The organism is Kitasatospora misakiensis (assembly GCF_042656005.1).
GTDB lineage: Bacteria > Actinomycetota > Actinomycetes > Streptomycetales > Streptomycetaceae > Kitasatospora > Kitasatospora misakiensis.
This window is the reverse complement of sequence record NZ_JBHSOF010000021.1, coordinates 59,330-81,139: the sequence shown is the minus strand read 5'-3', so window position 1 is coordinate 81,139 and position 21,810 is coordinate 59,330. Positions and strand designations below refer to the sequence as shown.

Sequence of the window (21,810 nt, the reverse complement as noted above, 5' to 3'; positions counted from 1 at the left end):
GGGGTGAGGAGGAACGGGCGGACACCGCGAGCCGGGGGGTTGGTGCGGCGGCGGGTCCGGCTCCGACGGCGGCGACGGGTGCGGATCCGGGGCCACCTGCGTGCGATTGGCCCTGGTCCGGACCGTCGGGCCCGGCCAGGATGAGGGCATGAACGACTTCCACCACGGGCTGCGCCCCGAGAGCCGGATCGTCCACCCGCCCGTCGAGGAGGTGGCCGGCAGCCGGTCGCTGGGTGTGCCGATCCATCAGGGCCACGTCTTCGCGTTCCCCGACAGCGACGCGCTCGCCGAGGCGTTCGGCGGGCCCGACCGGGCCTTCCTCTACAACCGGCTCGGCAACCCGACGGTCCGTTCGCTGGAGCGCGCGGTGGCCGACCTTGAGGGCGGCAGCGGCGCGCTCGCCGCCTCCTCCGGGATGGGTGCGATCAACACCGTGCTGCTCGCCCTGCTCCGCTCCGGGGACCACGTGATCGCCCAGGAGAGCCTGTACGGCGGCACGTTCGCGACCCTCGCCGACCTGGCCGCGCGCTGGGGCGTGACGGTCACCCGCGTTCGCGGCGACGAGCCGGAGGAGGTCCGGGCCGCCCTGCGGCCCACCACCCGGCTGCTGTACCTGGAGACGGTCTCCAACCCGACCACGCGGGTCACCGACCTGCCCGCCCTGATCGGCGTCGCCCGGGAGGCCGGGGTGCTGAGCGTGGTCGACAACACCTTCACCACCCCGCTGCTCTGCCGCCCGATCGAGCACGGCGCGGACGTCGTCGTCCACTCGGCCACCAAGTACCTGGGCGGGCACTCCGACGTGCTGGCCGGGATCGCCGTCTTCGCCGACGCCGGGCTGCACCACCGGGTCTGGGAACACGGCGTCGAACTCGGCGCGGCCCTCGACCCGTTCGCCGCCTGGCTGACCCTGCGCGGGATGCAGACCCTGGGCCTGCGGATGCGCCGGCACTGCGAGTCCGCGCTCGACCTGGCCGGCCGGCTCGCCGCCCACCCGGCGGTCACCGCCGTACGCCACCCCGGACTGCCCGGCCACCCCGACCACGAGCTGGCCCGCCGGCTGCTGCCGGACGGTCAGGGCGGCGTGCTCTCCTTCGACCTGGCCGGCGGCCGCGAGGCGGCCCGGACCTTCGTCGGCGCGGTCCGGCTCGCCTCGCTCGCGCCCTCGCTCGGCGGGGTGCACACCCTCGTCCTGCACCCGGCCAGCACCTCGCACCGCCAGCTCTCCGACGAGGAGTTGGCCGCCGCCGGGATCGGCCCGGGCACCGTCCGGGTCGCCGTCGGGATCGAGCACCCCGAGGACCTCTGGGCGGACCTCGACCAGGCGCTGGCCAAGCTCTGAGCCCGGTGCCGAGCGGCGGGCCGGTCGGGACAGGCGCTCCCGGCGCGCCGCGGCGAACGGCCGTCAGCCGTCGGCGGGCCGCTTGAGCTTGGCCCAGACGGTCTCCAGTGCGGCGATGTCGGCGTCGTCGAGGCGGTCGTCGAAGACCTCGGCGAGCGCGGCCCGGCGGGTGGCGTCGGCGGCGGCGAAGAGCCGCCGCCCCTCCGGCGTGAGCGCGATCCGCACCGAGCGGGCGTCGGTGGGGGAGGGGGCGCGTTCGACCAGGCCGCGGGCCTGGAGGGCGTCGGCGACCCGGGAGACCTGGCTGCGGCTGAGCAGCGTCTTGGCGCCCAGGTCGGAGGCGGCCACCGGTTCGGCCTGGCCGTGCAGCCAGAGCATCACCTCGAACCAGGAGAGCGGCAGGTCGTGGGCTCGGGCGAGGGCCTGGTCGACCCGGGCGCTCAGGGTGGTGCCGGCCCAGACCAGGCCGTAGAAGGCGTGGTCGCGGGCGGTGAGGTCTCCCAGGGTGAGGTCGGTGCGCTGCGACATGGCGGTCAGCCTACCTTTTGCGTGTACGTGCACGCATCCTGCTAGGGTGTGTGTGCACGCACACAAACCCCCGTCCGGGGCGGGGCCTCGACGGCCCGGCCGCCCAGGGGCAAGGCAAGGAGTCCCGATGACCACCAGCGACCGGATCGTCCTCATCACCGGCACCTCCAGCGGCATCGGCCTGGCCGCCGCGGTCGCCGCCGCCGGTGCCGGTTTCCGCGTCGTCGCCACCATGCGCGACACCGGCCGCTCCGGTGCGCTGACCGAGGCGGCCGAGGCGGCCGAGGCGGCCGGCGTCGCGGACCGGATCGAGGTCGCCCGGCTCGACGTCACCGACGCCGGCTCCGTCGCGGCCTGCCTCGCGGACGTCGTCGCCCGGCACGGCCGGCTGGACGCCGTGGTCAACAACGCGGGCGCCGGGCGGGTCGGCACCGTCGAGCAGGACGGGCTCGCCCCCGTCCGCGAGGTGATGGAGGTCAACTTCTTCGGCGTGGTCGACGTGACCCGCGCCGCCCTGCCGCACCTGCGGGCGAGCGGTGGCCGGGTGATCACCGTGACCAGCGTCGGCGGGGTGGTCGGCCAGCCCTTCAACGAGGCCTACTGCGCCGCCAAGTTCGCCGTCGAGGGCTTCATGGAGTCGCTCGCCCCGGTCGCCGCCACCGTCGGCGTCGCCGTCACGGTCGTCGAACCGGGCGCCGTGGCCAGCGAGTTCGTCGCCAGTCAGGGCATCGACCTGCCGGCCCTGCTGGCCGCCGCCGGTCCGTACGCGCCCGCGCTGGACGCCTATGTGGCCCGCACCCGGACCGCCTTCGACCAGGCGCAGACCCCGGCGGAGGCGGCCGGGAGCATCGTCACCGCGCTCACCGCAGAGAAGCCGCCGTTCCGCCTCCAGACCTCCGACCGGGCCCGCGCCTTCGTCGGCGCCAAGCTCGCCGACCTGGACGGCTCCGCCGTGCAGGGGATGACGGCCGGCTGGGTGGTCTGAGCCCGGCGCGGGGCGGCGGCCCCGGCGACCGCGATGGGCTCAGTCCCGGCGACCGCGATGGGCTCAGTGGGCATCGACGGCCTCCGGCGCGGCGAGGGCGGCGGGCTTGAGGGTCTGCGCGCACCACTGCGCGAAGCCGGTGGCCGGACCGGCCTGCGGCGAGCGGTCGACGCCCGCGTCCAGCCCCTGGTCCTTGGCGCGCTTCATGTCGACGACGCCCTCGACGAACGCCTCGTTGAGGCCGTACCCGAGCAGGGCGGAGCGCAACTCGTCGAGCGGCCGGCGCCGGTAGCGGACCGGACGGCCCAGCTCCTCCGTCATGATCCGGGCCAGGTCCTGGGGCGAGAGGTCCTGCGGGCCGAGCACCGGGACCTCGCCGACGCCGCTCCAGGAGCGGTCCAGCAGCAGCTCGGCCGCCGCCGCGGCGATGTCGGCGACGGCCACCAGCGGGGCCGGACGGTCGGCGGCGACGGTGTCGGTGAAGACGCCGTCCGCGCGGATCGAGGCGGCCTCCTCCAGCAGGTTCTCGTAGAAGGACGGACAGGCCAGGGCGCGGTAGGCCACGCCGGAGCCGGCGATCAGGTCGTCCATGGCCAGGGAGGCGGTGACCAGTCCGGCCCGGGCGGCCTGCGGGGTGCCGCGGCCGAGCGCCGAGACGCCGACGACATGGCCGACGCCGTGCGCGGCGAAGGCCCGGGCGGCCGGGCGGGTGAAGCCGCTCCACCCCTCGTCGGGCGTGGCCGAGGCGTCCGGCGGCACCAGCCAGAACACGGCGTCGGCCCCGGCGAAGGCGCGCTCGACGGTCGCGGCGTCGCCGTGCGAGCCGGTGACCACCTCGACCCGGCCGCGCACGGCGTCGGGGAGCCTGGCGGGGTCGCGGACCACCACCCGCAACTCCTCGCCGCGCGCCGGCGCGGCCTCGACCAGCAGCGACAGCAGCCGCCGACCGATGTTCCCGGTGGGGGCAGTGATGACGATCATGAATTCCTCGCGGTTCGGGGGCAGATCCGTACGGCCCCCTCATCGTGCGGATCCGACCCGCGTTGCCACAATGGGAACTTCAGCATCCAATCATTGCCCGAAACGGAATAACACCGGTGACCAGCCCAGATTCGAACCTCGACGCCAATCTCGCGGTCGCCCTCGACGCCCTGCTGACCGAGCAGAGCGTCACCCGGGCCGCCGCGCGACTGCACACCTCGCCCGCCGCGATGAGCCGCACCCTGGCCCGGCTGCGCCGGGTGCTCCAGGACCCGCTCCTGGTGCGGGCAGGGCAGGCGATGGTGCCCACACCCCGCGCCGAGGAGCTGCGGGACGAGGCCGCCGCGGTGGTGCGCCGGCTGGAGGCGCTGCTCACCCCGAGCGGCGGGATCGACCCCGCCGCCCTGCGGCGCACCTTCACCGTCCAGGCGGCGGACGTGGTCGGCGCGGCGCTGGCGCCCGGCCTGCTCGAACTGGCCCGGCGCCGGGCGCCCGGCGTCTCGCTGCGGGTGCTGGGCGAGGAGTGGGAGGCCGGCCCCGCGCTGCGCGAGGGCCGGATCGACCTGGAGGTCGGATCCATCGGCCACGTCGACCCGGAGACCCTGGTCGAGGAGTTGGTCACGCTGCGGATGGCGGCCGGGGTCAGGGCCGGGCACCCGCTGACCGAAGGGACCCTGACGCCAGCCCGGCTGGCCGCGGCCGAGCATGTGGCGGTCAGCCGACGGGGGCGCTTCACCGGTCCGCTGGACGCGGCGCTGGCCGAGCAGGAGCTCAGCCGGCGGGTCAGCGTCGTCCTGCACGGGCACCTGGCGGCGATGGCGCTGGCCGCCGCCGGGGACGTGGTCTGCCTGGTGCCGGTCGCGCTGCCGGGCGAGCCCCCGTCGCCGCTCAGTGACGCGGCGCGTGCGATGGGACTGCGCCTGCTGGACATCGCGCTGCCGCTACCGCCGCTGACGATCGGTATGGCCTGGCACCCGCGCCACACCGCCGACGGGGCCCACCAGTGGCTGCGCGGCGCGGTGCGCCGGGTCCTCCGTCCGGGTGGGGGGAAGTAGGGCCTGTTTGCAAAGTCATGACTTTGCAAAGTTTTGCCCGAGCCGATGCGACGCGATTTTGCCTAGTGCTGCCTGGTCCGAAGCGACGTGACTTTGCAAAGTCGCGATTTTGCAAACACCTCGTCGGCCTGCGGCGGTGAGGACGGCGGTGACGGTGACGGGGTGTCACCGCCACCGCCACCCGGGCCGGGGCCGAGGGCCGGTCAGGCGCCGGTGAGGACCACGAGCTGCCGGGTCGCCCGGGTCATCGCGACATAGCGGTCGACCGCGCCGCCGACGCCCTCGCCGAAGCCCGCCGGGTCGACCAGGACGACCAGGTCGAACTCCAGGCCCTTCGCCAGCCGCGGAGTGAGCGCGCGGATCCGGGGCGTGGCCCGGAACTCCTCGCGGCAGCTCGCAGCGAACTCCGCCGCGAAGGCCGCGTCGCCGATGACGCAGGCCGTGCCCTCCGGGTGGGTGTCGAGCCAGGCGGCCAGCACCCCGTCCAGCTCGTCGACGGTGCCGTGGGTGACGGGCACCCCGCTGCGGCGCACCGAGGTGGGCACGTTGGCGTCCGGCAGGGCGGCCCGGATGGCCGGTTCGGCCTCCGCCATGACCTCCTCCGGCGTGCGGTAGTTGACGCTCAGCGAGGCCACCTCGGCGCGGTCAAGACCGATCCGGGCCAGCCGCTCCTGCCAGGACTCGGTGAAGCCGTCCCGGGCCTGGGCCCGGTCCCCGACGATGGTGAAGCTGCGCGACGGGCAGCGCAGCAGCAGCATCTGCCACTCGGCGTCGGTCAGCTCCTGGGCCTCGTCCACCACGATGTGCGCGAACGGGCCGGCCAGCCGGTCCGGGTCGGCGGCGGGCAGGGCGCTCCCGTCGACCAGGGTGTCCTTGAGGTCCTGGCCGCGCAGCATGGCGACGGCCCCCTCGCCGTCGTCGTCGGCGGCGAGGATGTCGGTGATGACCTCGGCCATCCGGTCGCGTTCGGCGGCGAGGGCGGCCTCCTGCCGACGCCGGCGGCGGGCGGCCTCCGGGTCGCCGAGCCGCTGGCGCGCCGCGTCCAGGATCGGCAGGTCGGACACCGTCCAGGCCTGCGCCTCGGCGCGCTGCAACCGGCGCACCTCCTCGGGGGCGAGCCACGGGGCGCACAGTCGCAGGTAGGCGGGCACCGTCCACAGGTCGCCGACCAGGTCGGCGGCCTCCAGCAGCGGCCAGGCGCGGTGCAGGGCCTCGACCAGCTCCTCGTCCCGCCGCAGCGAGCGCAGGAACAGCTCGACCGGGATGTCCTCGCCGCCGTCCATCTTGGCCAGCAGGAGCTCCGCCAGCTCGGCCCAGACCTGCTCGCGCGCCTCGTTGTGCGGGGTGCCCGGGTCGGGCGCCTCGAAGGCCTCGGCCCAGTCGTCGGCGCTCAGCCAGAGGTCCTCCCAGTCGGTGGAGACCGTCATGCCCTCGGTGGGCGGCTCCTCGTAGATCCGCACGGCCTTCTCCACCGCCCGCACCATGTCCACCGAGGCCTTCAGCCGGGCCGCCTCCGGGTCGCGCTCGACCGTCGCGCCCGCGCCCTCGGGGAGCAGGTCCCGCACCGTGCAGGTCCGTACGCCCTCCTCGCCGAGGCTGGGCAGCACGTCGGCGACGTAGTCCAGGTACGGCTGGTGCGGGCCGACGAACAGCAGGCCGCCGCGCCGGTGCCCGAGGCGCGGGTCGGAGTAGAGCAGGTAGGCGGAGCGGTGCAGGGCGACCACGGTCTTGCCCGTGCCCGGGCCGCCGTCGACGACCAGCGCGCCGCGCGAGCCGGCCCGGACGATGGTGTCCTGGTCGGCCTGGATGGTCGCGAGCACGTCCCGCATCCGCTCCGAACGACTGCTGCCCAGCGTGGCGATGAACGCGGACTGGTCGTCCAGCGCGGCGTGCCCGTCGAGCCCCTCGGCCGCGAACACCTCGTCCCAGTAGTCGGTGATCCGGCTGCCCGTCCAGCGGTAGCGGCGGCGGCTGGCCAGGCCCATCGGGTTGGCGTGGGTCGCGGCGAAGAACGGCTCGGCCGCGGGCGAACGCCAGTCGAGCAGCAGCCGGCGGCCCTCGCTGTCGGTCAGACCGAGGCGCCCGATGTACACCGGCTCCGCGTCCTCCGCCGGGACGATGTGCCCCAGGCACAGGTCCAGCCCGAAGCGGCGTAGGGCGCGCAGCCGGCCGGTCAGGCGGTGGACCTCCAGATCCCGGTCCATCGCGGCCCGGCCGGCGCCGCCGGGGGCCCGGCGCGCGGCGTCGAGGGTGTCGGAGGCCTCGGCGATCGCCCGCTCCAGGCTCTCCGCGACGGCCGCGAAGTGCCGCTCGTCCCGGCCGATCAGCGCGGGGTCGGCCTTGGGGGCGAGACGGTCGGGGAGGTCGAACGCGCTGGTGGTGAGGGTGGTCATGGCAGCGGTTCCGATCCGTGAATCCGACAGGGGCTGGTGCACTGAGCAAAACTCCCAGGTGGGCCGGTAGCGGTGAGGTTGACGATTGTGCGGCAGGACGGGGGCCTTGCGGCAAGGCCCCCCTTGCGCTATATCTTGAGAGTGGCAAGAGGAGTGTGACGCCCTACCGCTCCCGCCGCGCTTCCCTTCCTCCCCTCCGCGTCCCGTCCGCGCGTGTCCGCGCGTGTCCACCCCGGACGGAAACCCACCGGTGAGCGCCCTGACGACGGGTCATACTGGCTGGTGCCCAGGCCGGGGCGCCGAGCGGCGTGCCCGGAAGCAGCGCCCCAGACCGGAGGACCTGATGAGCCGCGACCTGCCGACCACCGTTCCGCCGGGCCCCGCGCCGGCGCAGCCGTGGAACCGGCAGCGGTTGCGCAGCAACAACGAGTGGCTGCTGCTCGAACGGCTGCGCCTCGGCGGCCCGTCCTCGCGCGCCCAACTCGCCCGCGACACCGGGCTGTCCAAGCCCACCGTCTCCACCGCGCTGGCCGCCCTCGAACAGGCCGGGCTGGCCCGCGAGGCCGGGCGGTTCGTCCCCGAGCGCGGGCGCACCGCCGTCCTGTACGAGCCCGACCCGCTCGCCGGGCACGTGCTCGGCGTCGACATCGGCCGGGCCCGGCTGCGGGTCGCCGTCGCGGACCTCGCCGGGGACATCGTGGCCCGCCGGGACGTCCCGAACAAGGGGCGGACGGCGAACGCGGTGGCCGACGCCGTGGTGGCCGCGGCCCGGGAGACCACCGCCGAGGCCGGGGTCGCGGCGTCCGGCATCGTGCACGCGGTGATCGCCACCCCCGGGGTCTGGGACGAGGAACGGCGCGGCGTGCGGTACGCGACCAGCCTGCCCGGCTGGGGCAGACCCGGGCTGTTCGACCGGATCGCGGCCGGTCTGGGGACCGGGATCACCGTCGGCAACGACGCCAACCTCGCCGCGCTCGGCGAGTACACCCTGGGGGCCGGCCGGGGGAGCGGCAGCCGGATGTTCGCCTATGTGCTGGTCGGGACGGGAATCGGCGTCGGCGTGGTCAAGGACGGCGAACCGCTGGTCGGCGCGCACGGCGCGCTCGGCGAGGTGGGCCTCGTCCCGCTCCCGCCGCACCCCGACGGCACCCCGGGCGGGACCGTCGAGCAGGCCGCCGCCGCGGACGCCGTCGTCCGGACGGCGCTCGACCTCGGCATGACGGGCCCGCTGACGGCCAGGCAGGTCTTCGACGCGGCCCGCGCCGGCGACCCGCTCGCCGCCACCGCCGTGCACCGCGCGGCCGACCGGCTCGCCTACGCCTTCGCCGTGCTGTCCGCCGTGCTGGACCCGGACCTGATCGTCCTCGGCGGCGGCATCGGCGCCAGCGCGGACCTCCTGCTCGAACCCCTCGGCCAGGCCCTGCACGGCCTCACCCCGATGCGGCCCGCTCTCGCGCCGAGCAGCCTCGGCGAGGAGGCCGTCCTCCTCGGCGCCGTCGCCACCGCCCTCGACCGCGCCCGGCCCGAGGTGTTCGAGCGCCGCTCGGCCCTGGTGGACTGACCGGGCCGGGCCGCTACGGCGCCGTCTGCGCCGTCTGTGCCGTCTGCCGGTCGGCGGCGGCGCGCTGGGTCTGGAAGTTCTCCCGGTAGGCGTCGTGCACCGCGGCGTCCTCGTACTTGAGCAGCGCCTCGTCGTTGCTCGTCAGCCCCATGTACGTGTACGGGTGGCTGCCGGTCCAGACGATCTTCTGGTCCGGCAGTCCCTTGTAACCGCCCTCCACCAGCAGGTACTTGGAGTGCGTCGCGGTGCGGCCCGCCGCGTCGTCGTTCAGCCGGTGCAGGGCGATGCCGCCGAACCTGGTCGGCTTGGTCAGCTGGTCGCGGACGGCGGTGCCGTTGGTGTCGAGATCGCGGTAGACGATGTCGACGTAGCAGCCGGCGTCGTCGAGCTCCCACAGCTTCCGGGCGATCTCGATGCGGGAGATCTGGTGCATGGCGATCCGGATCACCGTGCGGCCGTCGGTCGTGCCGAAGCCGGCGGAGTTGCCGTAGCAGGCGGGCCGGCCGTTCACCGGGTTGTCGACCGTGTTGAGGATGTCGAGGACGACGTCCGTGCCGGAGCGGGGGAAGAAGTACACCTTGGCGCTGCCCGCCTGGTACGCCGTCGGGTAGTCGGCGACCTGCTTGCTGCGGTCCGCGCGCGCCGCCTCCAGGTCGCCGAAGTAGGTGGCGTAGGCGGCGTACAGCTCCTTGTTGCCGACCACGGTCAGGGCGTCGTTCCAGGCGGTGGTCCGGTCCCAGGGGGTCTGGTTCGCGGAGGTCTGCACGACCACGTCGTTGACCGGGACGGTGCCGGTCGAACTGCCGGTGGTGGCGGAGAAGAGCCAGAACTTGTTGTGGTTGTTGCTGTAGTAGGTGTCCTTGGGGTTGGGGTCGAGGGCCAGGCAGGCCTGGTTGTCCGGGCAGACGTTCACCCACGACGTCCCGGACTTGGCGGTCTTCTGGGCCAGTCCCTGGACCAGCTTGGTGTACGTGGTGCCGCCGGCCCAGTGCTTCGGGCTGGCGCTGTCGAGCAGCACCTCGACGTTGACCCCGCGCAGGTGCGCCGCCGTCAGCCGGTCGGCCAGCCAGTCGGAACCCAGCACGTACTGGGAGGTCTTGATGGTGGACCCCGGCACCGCGCCGTCGATCAGGTGCGAGAGGTGCGCGAAGATCGCGTTCTGCTGGGCGGTGTCCGTCGGGTTGTTGAAGACGGCCCCGGTGGTCAGCGTCGGCTGAGCCTGCGGCTCAGCGGCCGCGGCGGTGCTGCCCGCGACCGTGGTGCCCGCGAGGGTGCCGGCGGCGAGCGCGGCGGCGAGGGCGAGTGCTGAAACGTTTCTGTTCATGATCACGGACGCGCAGTGTAGTGCGCGGCCCCGGTGGATCGACGCTCCGTGATCACCAGGTCTCGATCTGCTCACAAGTGCTTGAACGATGGACGGATTGTGTGACAGCTCTGATTGACTCACCACTCTCTTTTCAAATGGAACGGAGTGTTCACGTCCATGTCTTCACGGATGCGCGGTGGTCGTCGCGGCCTGGCCGCCGTCGCCGGACTCGTCCTCACCGTCGGCCTGGCGCTCACCGGCTGTGACCCGACGACGGCGGACACCGCCACCGTCGCGGTCTCCGCGCCCGCCACCACCCCGCCCGCTGCCACCACCCCGGCCGCGCCGGCGCCGGTGGCCACCACGCCGCCGGCCGCGCCCGTCCCGACGCCGCCCCCGGCCGCCGTGCCGACCACCGTCACGCCGACCACCGTCGCGCCCGAGCCGACCAAGGCCGCCGTGCCTGAGCCGGCCGCGCCCACCGCCCCGGCCAAGGCGCAGCCGACGCCCACCAGGGCGACCCCGCAGCCCAAGGCGACCACCGATCCGACGCCCGCCGAGACCAAGCCCGCCGCCACCGGCGACTGCGAGATCAAGTCCAACGCGGGCAACTGTTACAAGGCCGGCCAGTTCTGCCGCGACGCCGACCTCGGCCGGACCACCCACGAGGCCGGTGGCCGCGTGATCACCTGCCGGATGGTCAGCGGCAAGCCGCACTGGCAGGCCTGATCACCTCAGGGGAGTTCGGCGAGCGTGCTCCAGAACAGCCCTTCGTAGGCCTGGAGCAGCCGACCGTACTCGCGGGCGGCGGCGAGGTCCGGACCGGTGAGCCCCGCCGGTCCTAGGGCCTCGGCCGCCGCCTGCTCCAGCGCGGTGGCGGGCTGCGCGAAGAAGTCGAAGAAGGCGCAGGCCTCCTCGTCGAACCCGTGGAACCGCCGCAGCGCCCCCGCCAGAGCCGCGCAGTAGCCGCCCCAGGCCGTGAAGTTGGCAACCAGCGCCGCCGCGACGGCGGGCGGGCGGCCGTTCAGCGCCAGCCAGGCCAGGTACGCCGGATAGGCCTGGCAGCCCGCCAACGGCTCCCGGTCCGTCGCCGGCCCGCAGGCGGCGGCCAGGGCGGGCAGCGTCCGCAGGGCCGCGCTCTCCCCGTCCGCGAGCCCGGCGAACCAGGCCCCCAGTGGCTCGTCCGCGCATCGGGTGGCGAGCAGCAGCAGGCTGCGGCGATCGGAGGCGATGATCCGCTCCTGCTGCGCGGCCAGCACGGCGAGCGCGCCGAGTCGCCCCCGGCCGGTCGCGAACTCCCGTACCAGGGCGGGCTGATCTTCGCCGGGTGGCGTCAATTCGGCGCGTAGGTCCCGCAGTTGGTGTTCGATCGACTGGTCCGACGGCATGTGCGGCGCCTCCGTGTCGCTGGTCCGGCCCCCGGGTCCTCATTACTACCGTGCCGGACCCGTCCCGTCCTGTGGCACGCCGTGGACGGTCCGGACGGGCCCTAGGCCAGTGCGCTCTCGGGGCAGTGTCGGTGCGTCCAGCGGCACACCCGGGTGCCCGGCCCGCCCTAGCCTCCGTTCTGCCGACGCCGGACCGCCGTACCTCCGGCCGCCGTTCCGTCGGGCCCGTGGCCCCCGACCCCCACCCGCAACGGACCGGTATGAGCACAGTGACACCCCCCGCCCGACGCCCGGCCGACGACTCGGCGTGGGCGCCGCTCGCGTCCCGGGTCTTCCGCGCCCTGTGGATCGCGCAACTCGTCTCCAACGTCGGCGGCTGGATGCAGACCGTCGGCGCCCAGTGGCTGCTGGTCGGGCACGACGCCGCGCTGCTGGCCCTGGTGCAGACCGCCGCGAGCCTGCCGGTCGTGCTGCTCGCCCTGCCCGCCGGCGTCCTGGCGGACCGTCACGACCGCCGCTCGGTGCTGCTGGCCGCGCAGTTCACGATGTTCGCCGTCGCCACCGTCCTCGCGGCGCTGGCCTTCGCGGACGCCCTGGCCCCCGGGCCGCTGCTCGGCCTGACCTTCCTGCTCGGTTGCGGCACCGCCGTCATGGGACCGGCCTGGCAGGCCGTCCAGCCGGAGCTGGTGGAGCGCCCGCAGCTCGCCCAGGCGGCGGCGCTCGGCGCCGTCAGCATGAACCTCGCCCGGGCGGTCGGCCCGGCCGTCGGCGGCGCGGTGGTCGCGGCGGCGGGCGCGGGCTGGGTCTTCGCCTTCAACGCCGTCTCCTACCTCTGCGTCGTCGCGGTGCTGCTGCGCTGGCGCCGGCCCGCGCCGACCGGCCCGGCCGCGCTCCGGGAGGAGGGGCTGTCGGCGGCCGTGCAGGCGGGCCGCCGGTATGTGCGGCACGCGCCCGGTGTGCGGCGGGTGCTGCTGCGCACCGCGCTGTTCGTCCCCGGGGCGGGGGCGCTGTGGGCGCTGCTGCCGCTGGTCGCGCGGCAGTCGCTGGGGCTCGGCCCCGGGGGGTACGGGCTGCTGCTCGGGGCGGTCGGGGTCGGCGCGGTGGGCGGGGCGTTCGCGCTGCCGGTCCTCCGGCGCCGGCTGGGGGCCAACGGCACGCTGACGGCGGGCACGGTGGTGCTCGCCGGGGTGCTGGCCGTCGTGGCGACGGTACGGGCGCCCTGGCTGGTCGGCCTCGTGCTGCTGCCCGCCGGGGTCGCCTGGATCGGCGCGCTGTCCACCCTGAACGCGGCGGTGCAGACCCGGTTGCCCGGCTGGGTGCGGGCCCGTGGGCTGGCCGTCTATCTGCTGGTTTTCCAGGGCGGTCAGGCGCTGGCGGCCCCGCTGTGGGGGCTGCTGGCGGACGGACCCGGGCCGGGCGTCGCCCTGCTGGCCGCCGCTGCCCTGCTGCTCGCGGGCGCGGTGGCCGGCCGTCGGCTGCCGCTGCTTGGCGGCGAGGGGGTCGATCCGACGCCGTCCGGCCACTGGCCGGTGCCGCCGCTGGTGTTCGAACCGGGGCGCGCGGACGGGCCGGTGCTCGTCACCGTCGGGTACCGGGTGGCGCCGGCGGACCGGGCCGCCTTCGCCGAGCGGATGCGCCGGGTCGCCGCCTCGCGCCGCCGGACCGGGGCGCTCAGCTGGGGCCTCTACCAGGACGGCGGCGAGCCCGAGCGCTTCGTCGAGACGTACCTGGTCTCTTCCTGGGCGGAGCACCTCGCCCAGCACGGCGGCCGGCTGACGGCCGCCGACCGCCGGGACGAGGAGGCGGCCCGGGCGCTGCTCCGCCCGGGCACGGCGCCGGAGGTGACGCACGCCTTCGACGCCACCGCCGGACCGCTGCCGCTGGCGCTACCGGTGCCGCTACCGGCGCAGGCCGAGGGCGAGGGCCGGCCACCGACCGTTCAGCCGGCGGCGGAGGGCTCGTCGCTGTAGTGGTCCGTCGGCGCGGCCGGGATGTCGGTGGCCTGTGCCACGATGTCCCCGATCCACCCGAGGACGGAACGGAAGAGCACCATCGTGAGCACGATCGACGAGGCACCGGCGCCCGAACTGCCCTGGGAGCGCTTCTGGCAACTGATCGACCTGATCGGCGGCGCGCCCGCGGTCGCCGTGTGCGCCACCTTCGACGACGGCTGCGAGCGGCTCACCGCGGCCCTCGCCGCCGGGCCGGTCGAGGAGATCGTCGGCTTCGGCGAACGCTTCGCCGAGGCCCTGTACGGTCTCGATCGCGAGGAGTACGGCACCCAGCGGGCCGTGGACCCGGACGACCCCGAGGAGGAGCCGCTGCCGCTGAGCGACGACGGCTTCCTCTACGCCCGAGCCGCCGTGGTCGCCGCCGGCCGCGCCGCGTACGAGCAGGTGCGTGCCGACCCGGCGCTGTTCGCCGCGCACTCCTTCCGCAGCGGCGAGTCCCTGCTGTACGCCCACGAGGAGGCCTACGAGACGGCGACGGGCGAGGAATGGGAGCACGTCACCCGCTACGACTTCGAGTCCTGCTCCAACCGCGAGGGCTGGCCGAACCTCTAGCGGTCCACCGCCGCGTCCACCGCCCGCCGCCGTCCGCCCGCCGCCGTGGACGGCTCAGCGCGTGGCGAAGTCGGCGTTCCAGGAGGCCGCGCCCACGTGGGAGAGGCCGACCTCGGCGTAGTCGCCGACCATGATCCCGAGGTGCAGGGGGGACCTCACCCAGCCGTCGAAGGCGGCGTCGACGCTGGTGGGGCCGTAGAAGGCGATCTCGCCCCAGGCCCGCGCGTTGTACCCGAGGCCCTTGGCGACGCCGGCCGAGTCGCAGAAGTGGCCGGAGACGTGACGCTGGTCCATCTGGCCGGCGTTGCACTGGGCGGCCTGGGCGAGGGTCGGGTTGAGCCGGACCGGCGCCTTGCCGTACTGGGCGCGCAGTTCGTTCAGGCGTTGGAGGAAGCGCTGCTCGGCCGAGGGCGTCGACGGCGGGGTGGTGCCGGAACCGGGCACCAGGTCGAACCGCTGGGACATGGTGCCGTCGCAGGTCTCGACGGTGACCTCGCGGTCCTGGCCGTGGTAGGTCAGGCAGCGGTTGTCCCGGGCGTTGTGCAGGTAGGTGCCGCCCTCCGCGGCGTTCTCCAGGGTCCACTGCTGGTTGTCGCCCGCCCACCAGTGGATGAACTGGGTGGTCCGGCCGTCGTTGAGGTCCATCTCGACGACGCGCTCGGTGCCGTTGACGTTGCGGACGAAGTCGACCCGGCCGTTAGGCTTGTTGGAGATCCAGAACTGGGTGGAGGCGTCCCGGTAGGAGCGCGCGACGATCCGGGAACCCTCCCCGTCCGCGGTGGCCAGCGCGTGGTGGTTCTGGTGGTCCTGGATCGTGATCGACTGCTCGACCACGTCCGTCGTGGCGGCGTTCGCCGGTGCGGCGACCAGGGCGAGACCGCTCACCGAGAGCGTGCACGCGGCGAGCGCCAGCCTCGCCAGCCTGCTGCCGACGCCGGTGACCGGGGCGGAGGTGTCTGACACGGTGTTCTCCTTCAGCTCGATGGCCCGCGTCCGACGGCGGCCGCGGGCCCGAGCAGGACACCAGGCGGGTGTCGACGATCGATCAGCGCTCGGTACATCCGCCGTACATCACGCGTCTACGCCGGCCCGGGCGCGCCGGGTAGCGGCCAGCGGCCGGTGCCGGCGGAAACCCGCTGGTGACGGCGGATCCGGGCCCCGTAGACTCCGGTGCTCGTGACCGACATCCGTACTCCGTCCGACGCCCCCGCCGCCGCGCTCCGCCAGGACTCCGAGCTGATCGCGGCCGCCGTGACCGCCGCCGGCCGCGGCATGGTCGACCGTGAAACGGTCGGCGAGGTGGTGGCGCTCTGCGCGGTCGCCGGTGAGCACCTGCTGGTCGTCGGCCCGCCCGGCACCGCCAAGTCGGAGGCCGTGCGGCGGGTGGCCGGACAGCTCGGCGGCCGCTACTTCGAGTACCTGCTCGGCCGGTTCACCGAACCCAACGAGCTGTTCGGCCCGGTCGACCTGCGCAGCCTGCGCGAGGGCCGGGTCGAGTTCGAGACCGCCGGCATGCTGCCCGAGGCCGACATCGCCTTCCTCGACGAGGTCTTCCTCGGCTCCACGGCTGTCCTCAACACCCTGCTCGGCCTGCTCAACGAGCGCGTCTTCCGGCGCGGCGGCACCGTGCTCGCCAGCCCGCTGCGGGTCTGCGTCGGCGCCGCCAACCACCTGCCGGAGGATCCGGCGCTCGCCGCCTTCGCCGACCGCTTCCTCGCCCGGGTCTTCGTCGACCCGGTCGCCGACGCCCGGCTGGAGGAGCTCCTGGAGGCCGGCCGCCGCCCGGCGGCCCCCGCGCCGTTCCGCCAGGGCGACCCGGACCACCCGCTCGGCCCGGACGGCCTGCTCGGCGCGCTCGACCGGCTCGCCGCCGCCGCCCGCGGCTGCGACCTCGACGCCGTCACCCCGCTGCTCGCCACCGCGCTGCGCCGGCTGCGCTCCGTGGGGGTGCCGGTCGGCGACCGACGGGCCGTCCGCTCGCAGCGACTGGTCGCGGCCGCGGCCGTGCTGGACGGCCGGACCACCGCCACCGCCCGTGACCTGTGGGTCCTGCCGCTGATCGCCCCCACCGCCGACACCCAGGCGCTGGCCCGCGACACCCTCGCCGACCTCATCGAGAAGGCCGCCAACCAGAGCCTCGCCAACGCCGCCGAGGAGCTCTCGCGCAGCACGGCCGCCCGCGCCGAACGACTCGCCCGCACCGGCGCCGCCCTGCTCGCTGACCACCGCGACCTGCCCGAGGGCCGCGACTCCCGGCTCCGCCTGGAGGCCGCGCTGCGCGAGATCGACGCCGGGTTCGCCCCGGCCGACCTGCCGGACGCGCTCGCCGGCATACGCGCCGAACTCGTCGCGGCGGTCGCCCCCTCGTGACCGCCGACCACCCGAACCCAGCGCCCGCCAGTGCCCCAGTCGCCGTGGCGCTGACCTGGGAGCGCCGCGAGCCCCCGCTGACCGCCGCCGCCGTCCTCGCGGTCGGCGACGCCGTCCCGGCCCTCGCCGCCGCCACCCGGGAGCGGCTCACCGACGGCGCCCGGCTCGGCGTGCTCGCCGACGACACCACCCTGCTCGTCCTCGGGGACGAACGCGACCTCCCGTGGTCGGACGGCGCCCACTACCTCGGCCACGACGGCGAGTTGCTCCTCCCCACCACCGCCCGCCCGCGCCCCGCCGCCACCCTCTGGCGCGCCGCCCTCGGGGCCCGGCCCGGCGACCTCTGCGCGCTCGTCCCGGGTCACGCCCTGGTCGCTGCCCCGCCCGCCCCCGCCACCGACCCGGACGCCCTCGCGCCCCTCGCCTCGCGGGCCGGGTGGTGAGCGGTACCCGGCTGCCGGCCGCCCTCGCCCCCTGGGCCGGGCCGCTGTCCGCCCTGAGCCTCGAACTCGCCGTCGCCCTCGGGCCGTTGGTGCGACGCCTGGACGCGCTCGTCGGCGCCCGCGAACCGGTGACCGACGGGCCGGGGGAGCCGGACGGCACGGGCGGGCTCGGCCGGTCAGGACGGCCCGAACAGCTGCTGCCCAGCGAGTGGCTGCTCGCCGAGGAGCACCCCGAGGAGTTCCTGCGCCGCTTCGTCGACCGCGAACTCCTCTACCTCGAACCCGAGTTCCGCACCACCGAGGCCCGCGGCCGGACGGTCGTGCTGGTCGACGCCGGCCCGTCCCAGGCCGGGCCCGGCCGACTGGTCCAGCTGGCCGCGCTGCTCGTGCTGCACCGCCGGGCCGCCGCCCACGGCAGCGAACTGCTGGTGGGCGTGCTCGGCGACCGGCCCGGCCGCTGGATCTCCGGCGAACCCGCCGACCTGCTGCCCGTCTGGCTCGCGGCCCGCCGCACCGCCGAGCCGACCGCCGAGGACGTGCGGGACGCCGTCGCCGACCTGGACGCCGCCGACCGGGCCTGGCTGCTCACCTCGCCCCGACTCGCCGAGCGGCTGGCCGAGCGACTCGTCGACCGACTGGCCGACGGGCTCGCTGATCGGCTCCCGTCCGCCGCCCCGGGCCCGTCCGCCGTCCAGCCGCGCGTCCTCGCCGCCGAGGCGACCCGCTGGGGCCCGGCGGGCGCCACCCACGTCACCGTCCGCCTCGACCGCACCGCGCTCGAACTGGCGCTGCCCGCCGCCGACATCGCCGTCCGGGCGCTGCGCGGCGCGGAGTTCCGGCGGAACGGGCCGGTCGTCGTCCCGCCGCCCGCCGACGGGGCCGGCCCGCTCGGCCGGGCCATGCCCGTCTTCACCACCGACGCCCCCGTCCTGCTCGTCCGCGGCGGCCTGGACGGGGGGACCCTGCTCGCCACGGACGTGCGCGACGCCGAGTACAGGAACGCCGCCGTCACCCGGTCCAAGTCGCACCGCCTGAACGGCCAGGTGATCGCCGCAGGCCGGACCGGCCGACGGCTGATCGCCCTGCACCTGCACCGCGGCCGGGTACTCCGCTACGTCAGCGGGCGACCGATCGGCGGGACGGCGGAGTTCGTCCTCGACCCGGCCTTCCTCGGCCTCGACGGGACGGTCGCGGAGCAGTTGGCGAGCCGCCCCGTGCTGCCGCTGCTGCGCTCCGGGGAGGACCTGCTCGTCCCGATCGCCGGCCGGTGGCGGCGGATCGCGCCCGACGGCGCGGTCACCGACGACGGGCCGGTGGGCCGCCGCACGGAGGGCCCGCACGGCTTCGAACGGTACCGCGAGCCACGGCTGTTCGACCGGACGCCGCAGCCGGAGGCGGCGCGGGCCCGGCACCTGGTGCACGCGGGCGGCACGGCCGCCTGGTCCGACAACGGCCGGACGTGGACCGTCTGGACCAGGCTCGGCGAGGAGCGGCGACTGTCGTTCCGGGAGAACGCCGAGGTGGTCGGCCTGGTCCACGACCGGCGCGAGCCGGTGCTGATCACCTGGGCGCCCGGCAGCCGCATGGTGCGCGCGATCCGGGCCGACAGCGTCCGCACCCTGAGCCGGTTCTCCGGCGGCGACACCCCGCCGGCCGTGCACCCCACCCTGCCGCTGATCGCGAGCGAGTGCCCGCCCGGCCGGGTCGTGGTCGGCGACGCCACCACCGGCCGGATCCACCACGTGATCGGGAGCAACGAGTGAACACCCCCACCGGGCGCGCCACGGGGACCGTCCTGGCGGCGGGCTTCGTGCTCGACGTGCCGCTGATCGGCGTGCCGGAGGCCGCGGAGCGCGTCCTGGAACTCTGGTGCGAGGGCGCGCGGTTGAACGAACTGCCGGACGGCCGGTGGCTCCTGCAGCTGCCGGACCCGGTCCGCACCCGGGCCGACCGGGCCCCGGGGGTTCCCTTGGAACGCACCGGGCACGGCGCGCTGGCGGCCGTCGGAGCGCCTTTCCATACGGCCGCTGGGGCCGGTCAACTTATCCTCATACAGGGCGATCTGACGGTCACTCACACCATCGACGGGCTGCCGTCGCCGGATCCCGCCGACTGGCTCCTCCTGACCGGCCTCACCCTGCACCGGCCGGGCCCGCTCGGCGTCGCCCCGGCGTCCGGCGCGGCGCCCGTCGAGGAGTCCCTGCCCGTGACCCTCCGGCCGGACCTCAGGGCGGCGGCCGGCATCCGGCCGACCTCCGCCCGGGCCCGGCGGCTGGCCGCCGTCGAGCCGCCCGCCGCCGAGGCCCTGCCCGCCGACGGCGCGCTCGCCCGGCGCTCCGCCAGGCGGCGCGTCGGCTCGCAGTCCGCCCTGGACGACCGCAGCGCGACGGTCGTCGTCGTCCTGGTGGTGCTGCTGCCGATGCTCCTCATCGTGCTCTACGGCCTCGGACTCTTCGAGGGCAGCGCCATCGACCCGGGTGTCGTGGTCTACACCTCGGTCGCCGCGGCCGTCACCTATCTGCTGCTCTCCCGCTGGGCCGAAGCCAGGCGCGACAGGAGCGCCAGGAGCGGCACGGGCAGCGCGACCGCCACCGCGGACGGCGGCACCTCCACCGGAGCGCCGTCGAGCCCTGGCGCCCCCGCCCCCCGCCGGACCGGCCGCCCCTGGCTCGGTGACCTGCTCGCCCGCCTCACCCTGCGCACCCCCGCCGCCCACCTGCTCCACGAGCGGCACGTCCGCTACCTGAGCGAACTCACCCGGGCCTTCGAGCAGCACCGCTGGGAGGACGCCCTGCGCGACGCCGTCCCGCTCGCCGGCAAGCGGCAGGACGGCCGGGCGGCCGCGCGCACCTGGTTCTCCCTCGCCCTGCCCAAGCGCTTCACCGGGCAGCTCCGCGCCACCCCGCACCGCGTCGGTCCGGCCGCCACGAGCGCGTTCGGCGGCCTCAGCGTCCACCAGCACCTCACCGAGCTCTACCGGCACGCCGCCGAGCGGCTGGAGCAGCAGGAGCGGTTCGACGAGGCCGCCTTCGTCCTCGCCGACCTGCTGGACGCGCCCGCCGAGGCGGTCGCCCTGCTCGACCGGCACGGCCGCAGCGCGCAGGCCGCCGAACTCGCCGAGGGCCGGAGCCTCGCCGCCGATCTGGTGGTCCGCCTCTGGTGGCGGGCCGGCGAGCACGAGCGGGCCGTCCGCACCGCCCACCGCCGGAGCGCCTTCGCCGCCGCCGTCGACCGCCTGACCGCCACCGACCCCCAGGCCGCCCGGGGGCTCCGCGCGGCCTGGGCCGAGCACTGCCGCGCGGCCGGCGACCGGCTCGGCGCCGTCGAGGCGGTCTGGCCGGACGAGGGACTGCGCCCCACGGTCGCCGCCGACCTGCGGGACGCCGTCGCCCTCGGCGGCCCGACTCGCGGCCGGGCCCTGCCGTACCTGCTGGCGCTGGGCGCCGGGGACGCCACCCGGGCGCCCGCCCGCGCCGTCCTCGACGGCGACGGCGACCCCGGCACCACCGGCCGCTCCGCGCTGGCCGCCACCCTGGCCGGCCTGCCCGCCGCCGACCAGGCCACCGACCGCGAACTCGCCACCACCGCCGCCCGCGCCGCCGTCCGCGACGGCGGCTTCGGCGCCCACGGCGGCCCGGCCGGCGCGGCCGAGCACCCCCTCTTCGACAAGCTGCTGCACCGCGCCGACCCGCTGACCGCCGCCGACCTGCCCCGCCCCCGGCCACTGCCCCGGCCGGGCGGCACCGCCCCCGGGTACACGGCGGCCGACCGGCCCGGCACGCTGCCGGTCCTGGACGCCGCGCTGCTCGCCTCCGGCTCCCTGCTGGTCGCCTGCGGCCAGGCCGGCGCCCGGCTGCTCGGCCCGGACGGCCGCACCCGCGCCCACTGGGACACGCCCACCGACCGCTTCGTCCTCGCCGACCACGGGGGAAGCGCCCTGCTGGTCACCGACCACGGCCCGGACCTGCGCGGACTCGCCCGGCTCGACCTCGCCACCCGCACCGTCCGGCCCTGGATCACCCTGCGGGCCCGGCAGTTCGCGCCGTCCTACGACGGCCGCCACCTGCTCGCCGAGGCCGACGGCGGCATCGTCGTGCTCGACACCCTGGCCCCGCGCCCCACCGCCGTGTGGCGCGAACTCGGCGGCGAGCACCGGCTGTTGGGCGGCATCACGCGGACCCCTAGCGGCTGCGCGGCGATCGTCCGCACCCCGTCGACCGCGCGCTCCTCGCTCACCGAGGTGTGGCGCTGGGACCTGCCGGGCTGGGAACTGCGCGCCCGCCTGCGGGTGGACGACACCCTGACGGAGCTGCTGTACCGGACGGACCCGGCGGACGCGCTCGACCCGGTCGCCCTCGCCGCCGGCGGCCTGCTCACCGCCGAACCGGTGGACCCCGGGCCGATGGACGACGAGGGCGGCCTGGGCCCCGGGCGCACCGTCCTGCGCTGGACCTCCGAACTCCCGGACGCCGAACTGTCCGTCGACGGCCGCGCCCGGCTCGCCCCCGCCACCGACGGGGACCACTGGGCGCTCACCCTCACGAGCGAGGACGGCACCGGTCTGGTCGCCGCCGCGGGCACCGGCCCGTGCTCCGAGCCCGCGCTCACCGTCCTCGTCCCGAACGCGTCCGGCGGCCGGATCGAGGTGCGCCGACACGCCGACACCGTCACCTACCGGCACCGCTCCGGCCGGGTCCTCGCCACCTCCGCCGACGGCACCACCCTGCTCGCCAACCTCCGGGTGACCGTGCGCTGATCCCCACCGACCGCGCGCCCGGCGTCCGCTGACCGGGCATCAGCTGGGCCGGGATTCCGGTTTTCCTCGACACACCACCCTGCGAACATGCGACGCTACTCACTGCGTCCGCCCGAGGAGGATCTGTGTCATCGTCAT

The 21,810-nt window shown here is 75.8% G+C and carries 17 protein-coding genes; 11 read left to right on the top strand and 6 right to left on the bottom strand.

Going from position 1 to position 21,810, the window contains the following annotated elements:
- The first annotated feature begins 148 nt into the window (after positions 1-148).
- Positions 149-1,342 (top strand): trans-sulfuration enzyme family protein, encoded by a 1,194-nt coding sequence (locus ACFP3U_RS18035; RefSeq protein WP_380226561.1) that lies wholly within the window; start codon positions 149-151, stop codon positions 1,340-1,342.
- 63 nt (positions 1,343-1,405) lie between these two features.
- On the opposite strand, the gene ACFP3U_RS18030 is transcribed toward ACFP3U_RS18035, so the two are convergent.
- On the bottom strand, positions 1,406-1,870 hold the full coding sequence (locus ACFP3U_RS18030; protein WP_380226560.1) for a MarR family winged helix-turn-helix transcriptional regulator: 465 nt from the start codon (positions 1,868-1,870) through the stop codon (positions 1,406-1,408).
- Positions 1,871-1,997: 127 nt separating this feature from the next.
- Here ACFP3U_RS18030 and ACFP3U_RS18025 point away from each other — a divergent pair, with 127 nt between their 5' ends.
- On the top strand, positions 1,998-2,855 hold the full coding sequence (locus ACFP3U_RS18025; RefSeq protein WP_380226559.1) for an SDR family NAD(P)-dependent oxidoreductase: 858 nt from the start codon (positions 1,998-2,000) through the stop codon (positions 2,853-2,855).
- Between the two features lie 63 nt (positions 2,856-2,918).
- Here the strand turns inward: ACFP3U_RS18025 and ACFP3U_RS18020 are convergent, their stop codons facing one another.
- The gene (locus tag ACFP3U_RS18020) at positions 2,919-3,836 is read right to left on the bottom strand and encodes an NAD(P)H-binding protein (protein ID WP_380226558.1); all 918 of its coding nucleotides are present in this window, start codon (positions 3,834-3,836) and stop codon (positions 2,919-2,921) included.
- A 107-nt stretch (positions 3,837-3,943) separates the two neighbouring features.
- Here ACFP3U_RS18020 and ACFP3U_RS18015 point away from each other — a divergent pair, with 107 nt between their 5' ends.
- Positions 3,944-4,891 carry a LysR substrate-binding domain-containing protein gene (locus ACFP3U_RS18015; protein WP_380226599.1) on the top strand — a complete coding sequence of 316 codons (948 nt, stop codon included), beginning with the start codon at positions 3,944-3,946 and terminating at the stop codon, positions 4,889-4,891.
- 203 nt (positions 4,892-5,094) lie between these two features.
- On the opposite strand, the gene helR is transcribed toward ACFP3U_RS18015, so the two are convergent.
- A complete protein-coding gene (helR, locus tag ACFP3U_RS18010) occupies positions 5,095-7,284 on the bottom strand; it encodes an RNA polymerase recycling motor ATPase HelR (protein ID WP_380226557.1) in 2,190 nt (729 codons plus the stop codon).
- A 343-nt stretch (positions 7,285-7,627) separates the two neighbouring features.
- Here helR and ACFP3U_RS18005 point away from each other — a divergent pair, with 343 nt between their 5' ends.
- Positions 7,628-8,845, top strand: a complete 1,218-nt coding sequence (locus ACFP3U_RS18005; protein WP_380226556.1) for an ROK family transcriptional regulator — start codon at positions 7,628-7,630, stop codon at positions 8,843-8,845.
- A gap of 13 nt (positions 8,846-8,858) precedes the next feature.
- On the opposite strand, the gene ACFP3U_RS18000 is transcribed toward ACFP3U_RS18005, so the two are convergent.
- The gene (locus ACFP3U_RS18000; RefSeq protein WP_380226598.1) at positions 8,859-10,169 is read right to left on the bottom strand and encodes a phospholipase D-like domain-containing protein; all 1,311 of its coding nucleotides are present in this window, start codon (positions 10,167-10,169) and stop codon (positions 8,859-8,861) included.
- Between the two features lie 159 nt (positions 10,170-10,328).
- On the opposite strand from ACFP3U_RS18000, the gene ACFP3U_RS17995 reads away from it, so the two are divergent.
- Entirely contained in the window at positions 10,329-10,880 is a 552-nt protein-coding gene (locus ACFP3U_RS17995; protein ID WP_380226555.1) for a hypothetical protein, read from the top strand.
- A 5-nt stretch (positions 10,881-10,885) separates the two neighbouring features.
- Here ACFP3U_RS17995 and ACFP3U_RS17990 read toward each other — a convergent pair whose 3' ends face one another.
- Entirely contained in the window at positions 10,886-11,539 is a 654-nt protein-coding gene (locus ACFP3U_RS17990; RefSeq protein ID WP_380226554.1) for a transcriptional regulator, read from the bottom strand.
- A gap of 260 nt (positions 11,540-11,799) precedes the next feature.
- Here ACFP3U_RS17990 and ACFP3U_RS17985 point away from each other — a divergent pair, with 260 nt between their 5' ends.
- Both ACFP3U_RS17985 and ACFP3U_RS17980 read left to right on the top strand, forming a co-directional pair.
- Positions 11,800-13,509: an MFS transporter gene (locus ACFP3U_RS17985; protein ID WP_380226553.1), complete on the top strand. Its 1,710-nt coding sequence runs from the start codon at positions 11,800-11,802 to the stop codon at positions 13,507-13,509.
- An 84-nt stretch (positions 13,510-13,593) separates the two neighbouring features.
- On the top strand, positions 13,594-14,103 hold the full coding sequence (locus ACFP3U_RS17980) for a DUF4240 domain-containing protein (RefSeq protein WP_380226552.1): 510 nt from the start codon (positions 13,594-13,596) through the stop codon (positions 14,101-14,103).
- 54 nt (positions 14,104-14,157) lie between these two features.
- Here the strand turns inward: ACFP3U_RS17980 and ACFP3U_RS17975 are convergent, their stop codons facing one another.
- Positions 14,158-15,066 (bottom strand): CAP domain-containing protein, encoded by a 909-nt coding sequence (locus ACFP3U_RS17975; protein ID WP_380226551.1) that lies wholly within the window; start codon positions 15,064-15,066, stop codon positions 14,158-14,160.
- Positions 15,067-15,279: 213 nt separating this feature from the next.
- Between ACFP3U_RS17975 and ACFP3U_RS17970 the strand changes: the two genes are divergently transcribed.
- The 4 genes from ACFP3U_RS17970 to ACFP3U_RS17955 are packed head-to-tail and all read left to right on the top strand — an operon-like array spanning position 15,280 to position 21,672.
- Positions 15,280-16,473 (top strand): AAA family ATPase, encoded by a 1,194-nt coding sequence (locus tag ACFP3U_RS17970; RefSeq protein WP_380226550.1) that lies wholly within the window; start codon positions 15,280-15,282, stop codon positions 16,471-16,473.
- 44 nt (positions 16,474-16,517) lie between these two features.
- Entirely contained in the window at positions 16,518-16,916 is a 399-nt protein-coding gene (locus ACFP3U_RS17965; RefSeq protein ID WP_380226549.1) for a bpX5 domain-containing protein, read from the top strand.
- Positions 16,913-18,679: a hypothetical protein gene (locus tag ACFP3U_RS17960; RefSeq protein WP_380226548.1), complete on the top strand. Its 1,767-nt coding sequence runs from the start codon at positions 16,913-16,915 to the stop codon at positions 18,677-18,679. Before ACFP3U_RS17965 ends, ACFP3U_RS17960 begins: the two co-directional genes overlap by 4 nt.
- Positions 18,676-21,672 (top strand): bpX6 domain-containing protein, encoded by a 2,997-nt coding sequence (locus ACFP3U_RS17955; protein WP_380226547.1) that lies wholly within the window; start codon positions 18,676-18,678, stop codon positions 21,670-21,672. Before ACFP3U_RS17960 ends, ACFP3U_RS17955 begins: the two co-directional genes overlap by 4 nt.
- Positions 21,673-21,810: the final 138 nt, after the last annotated feature.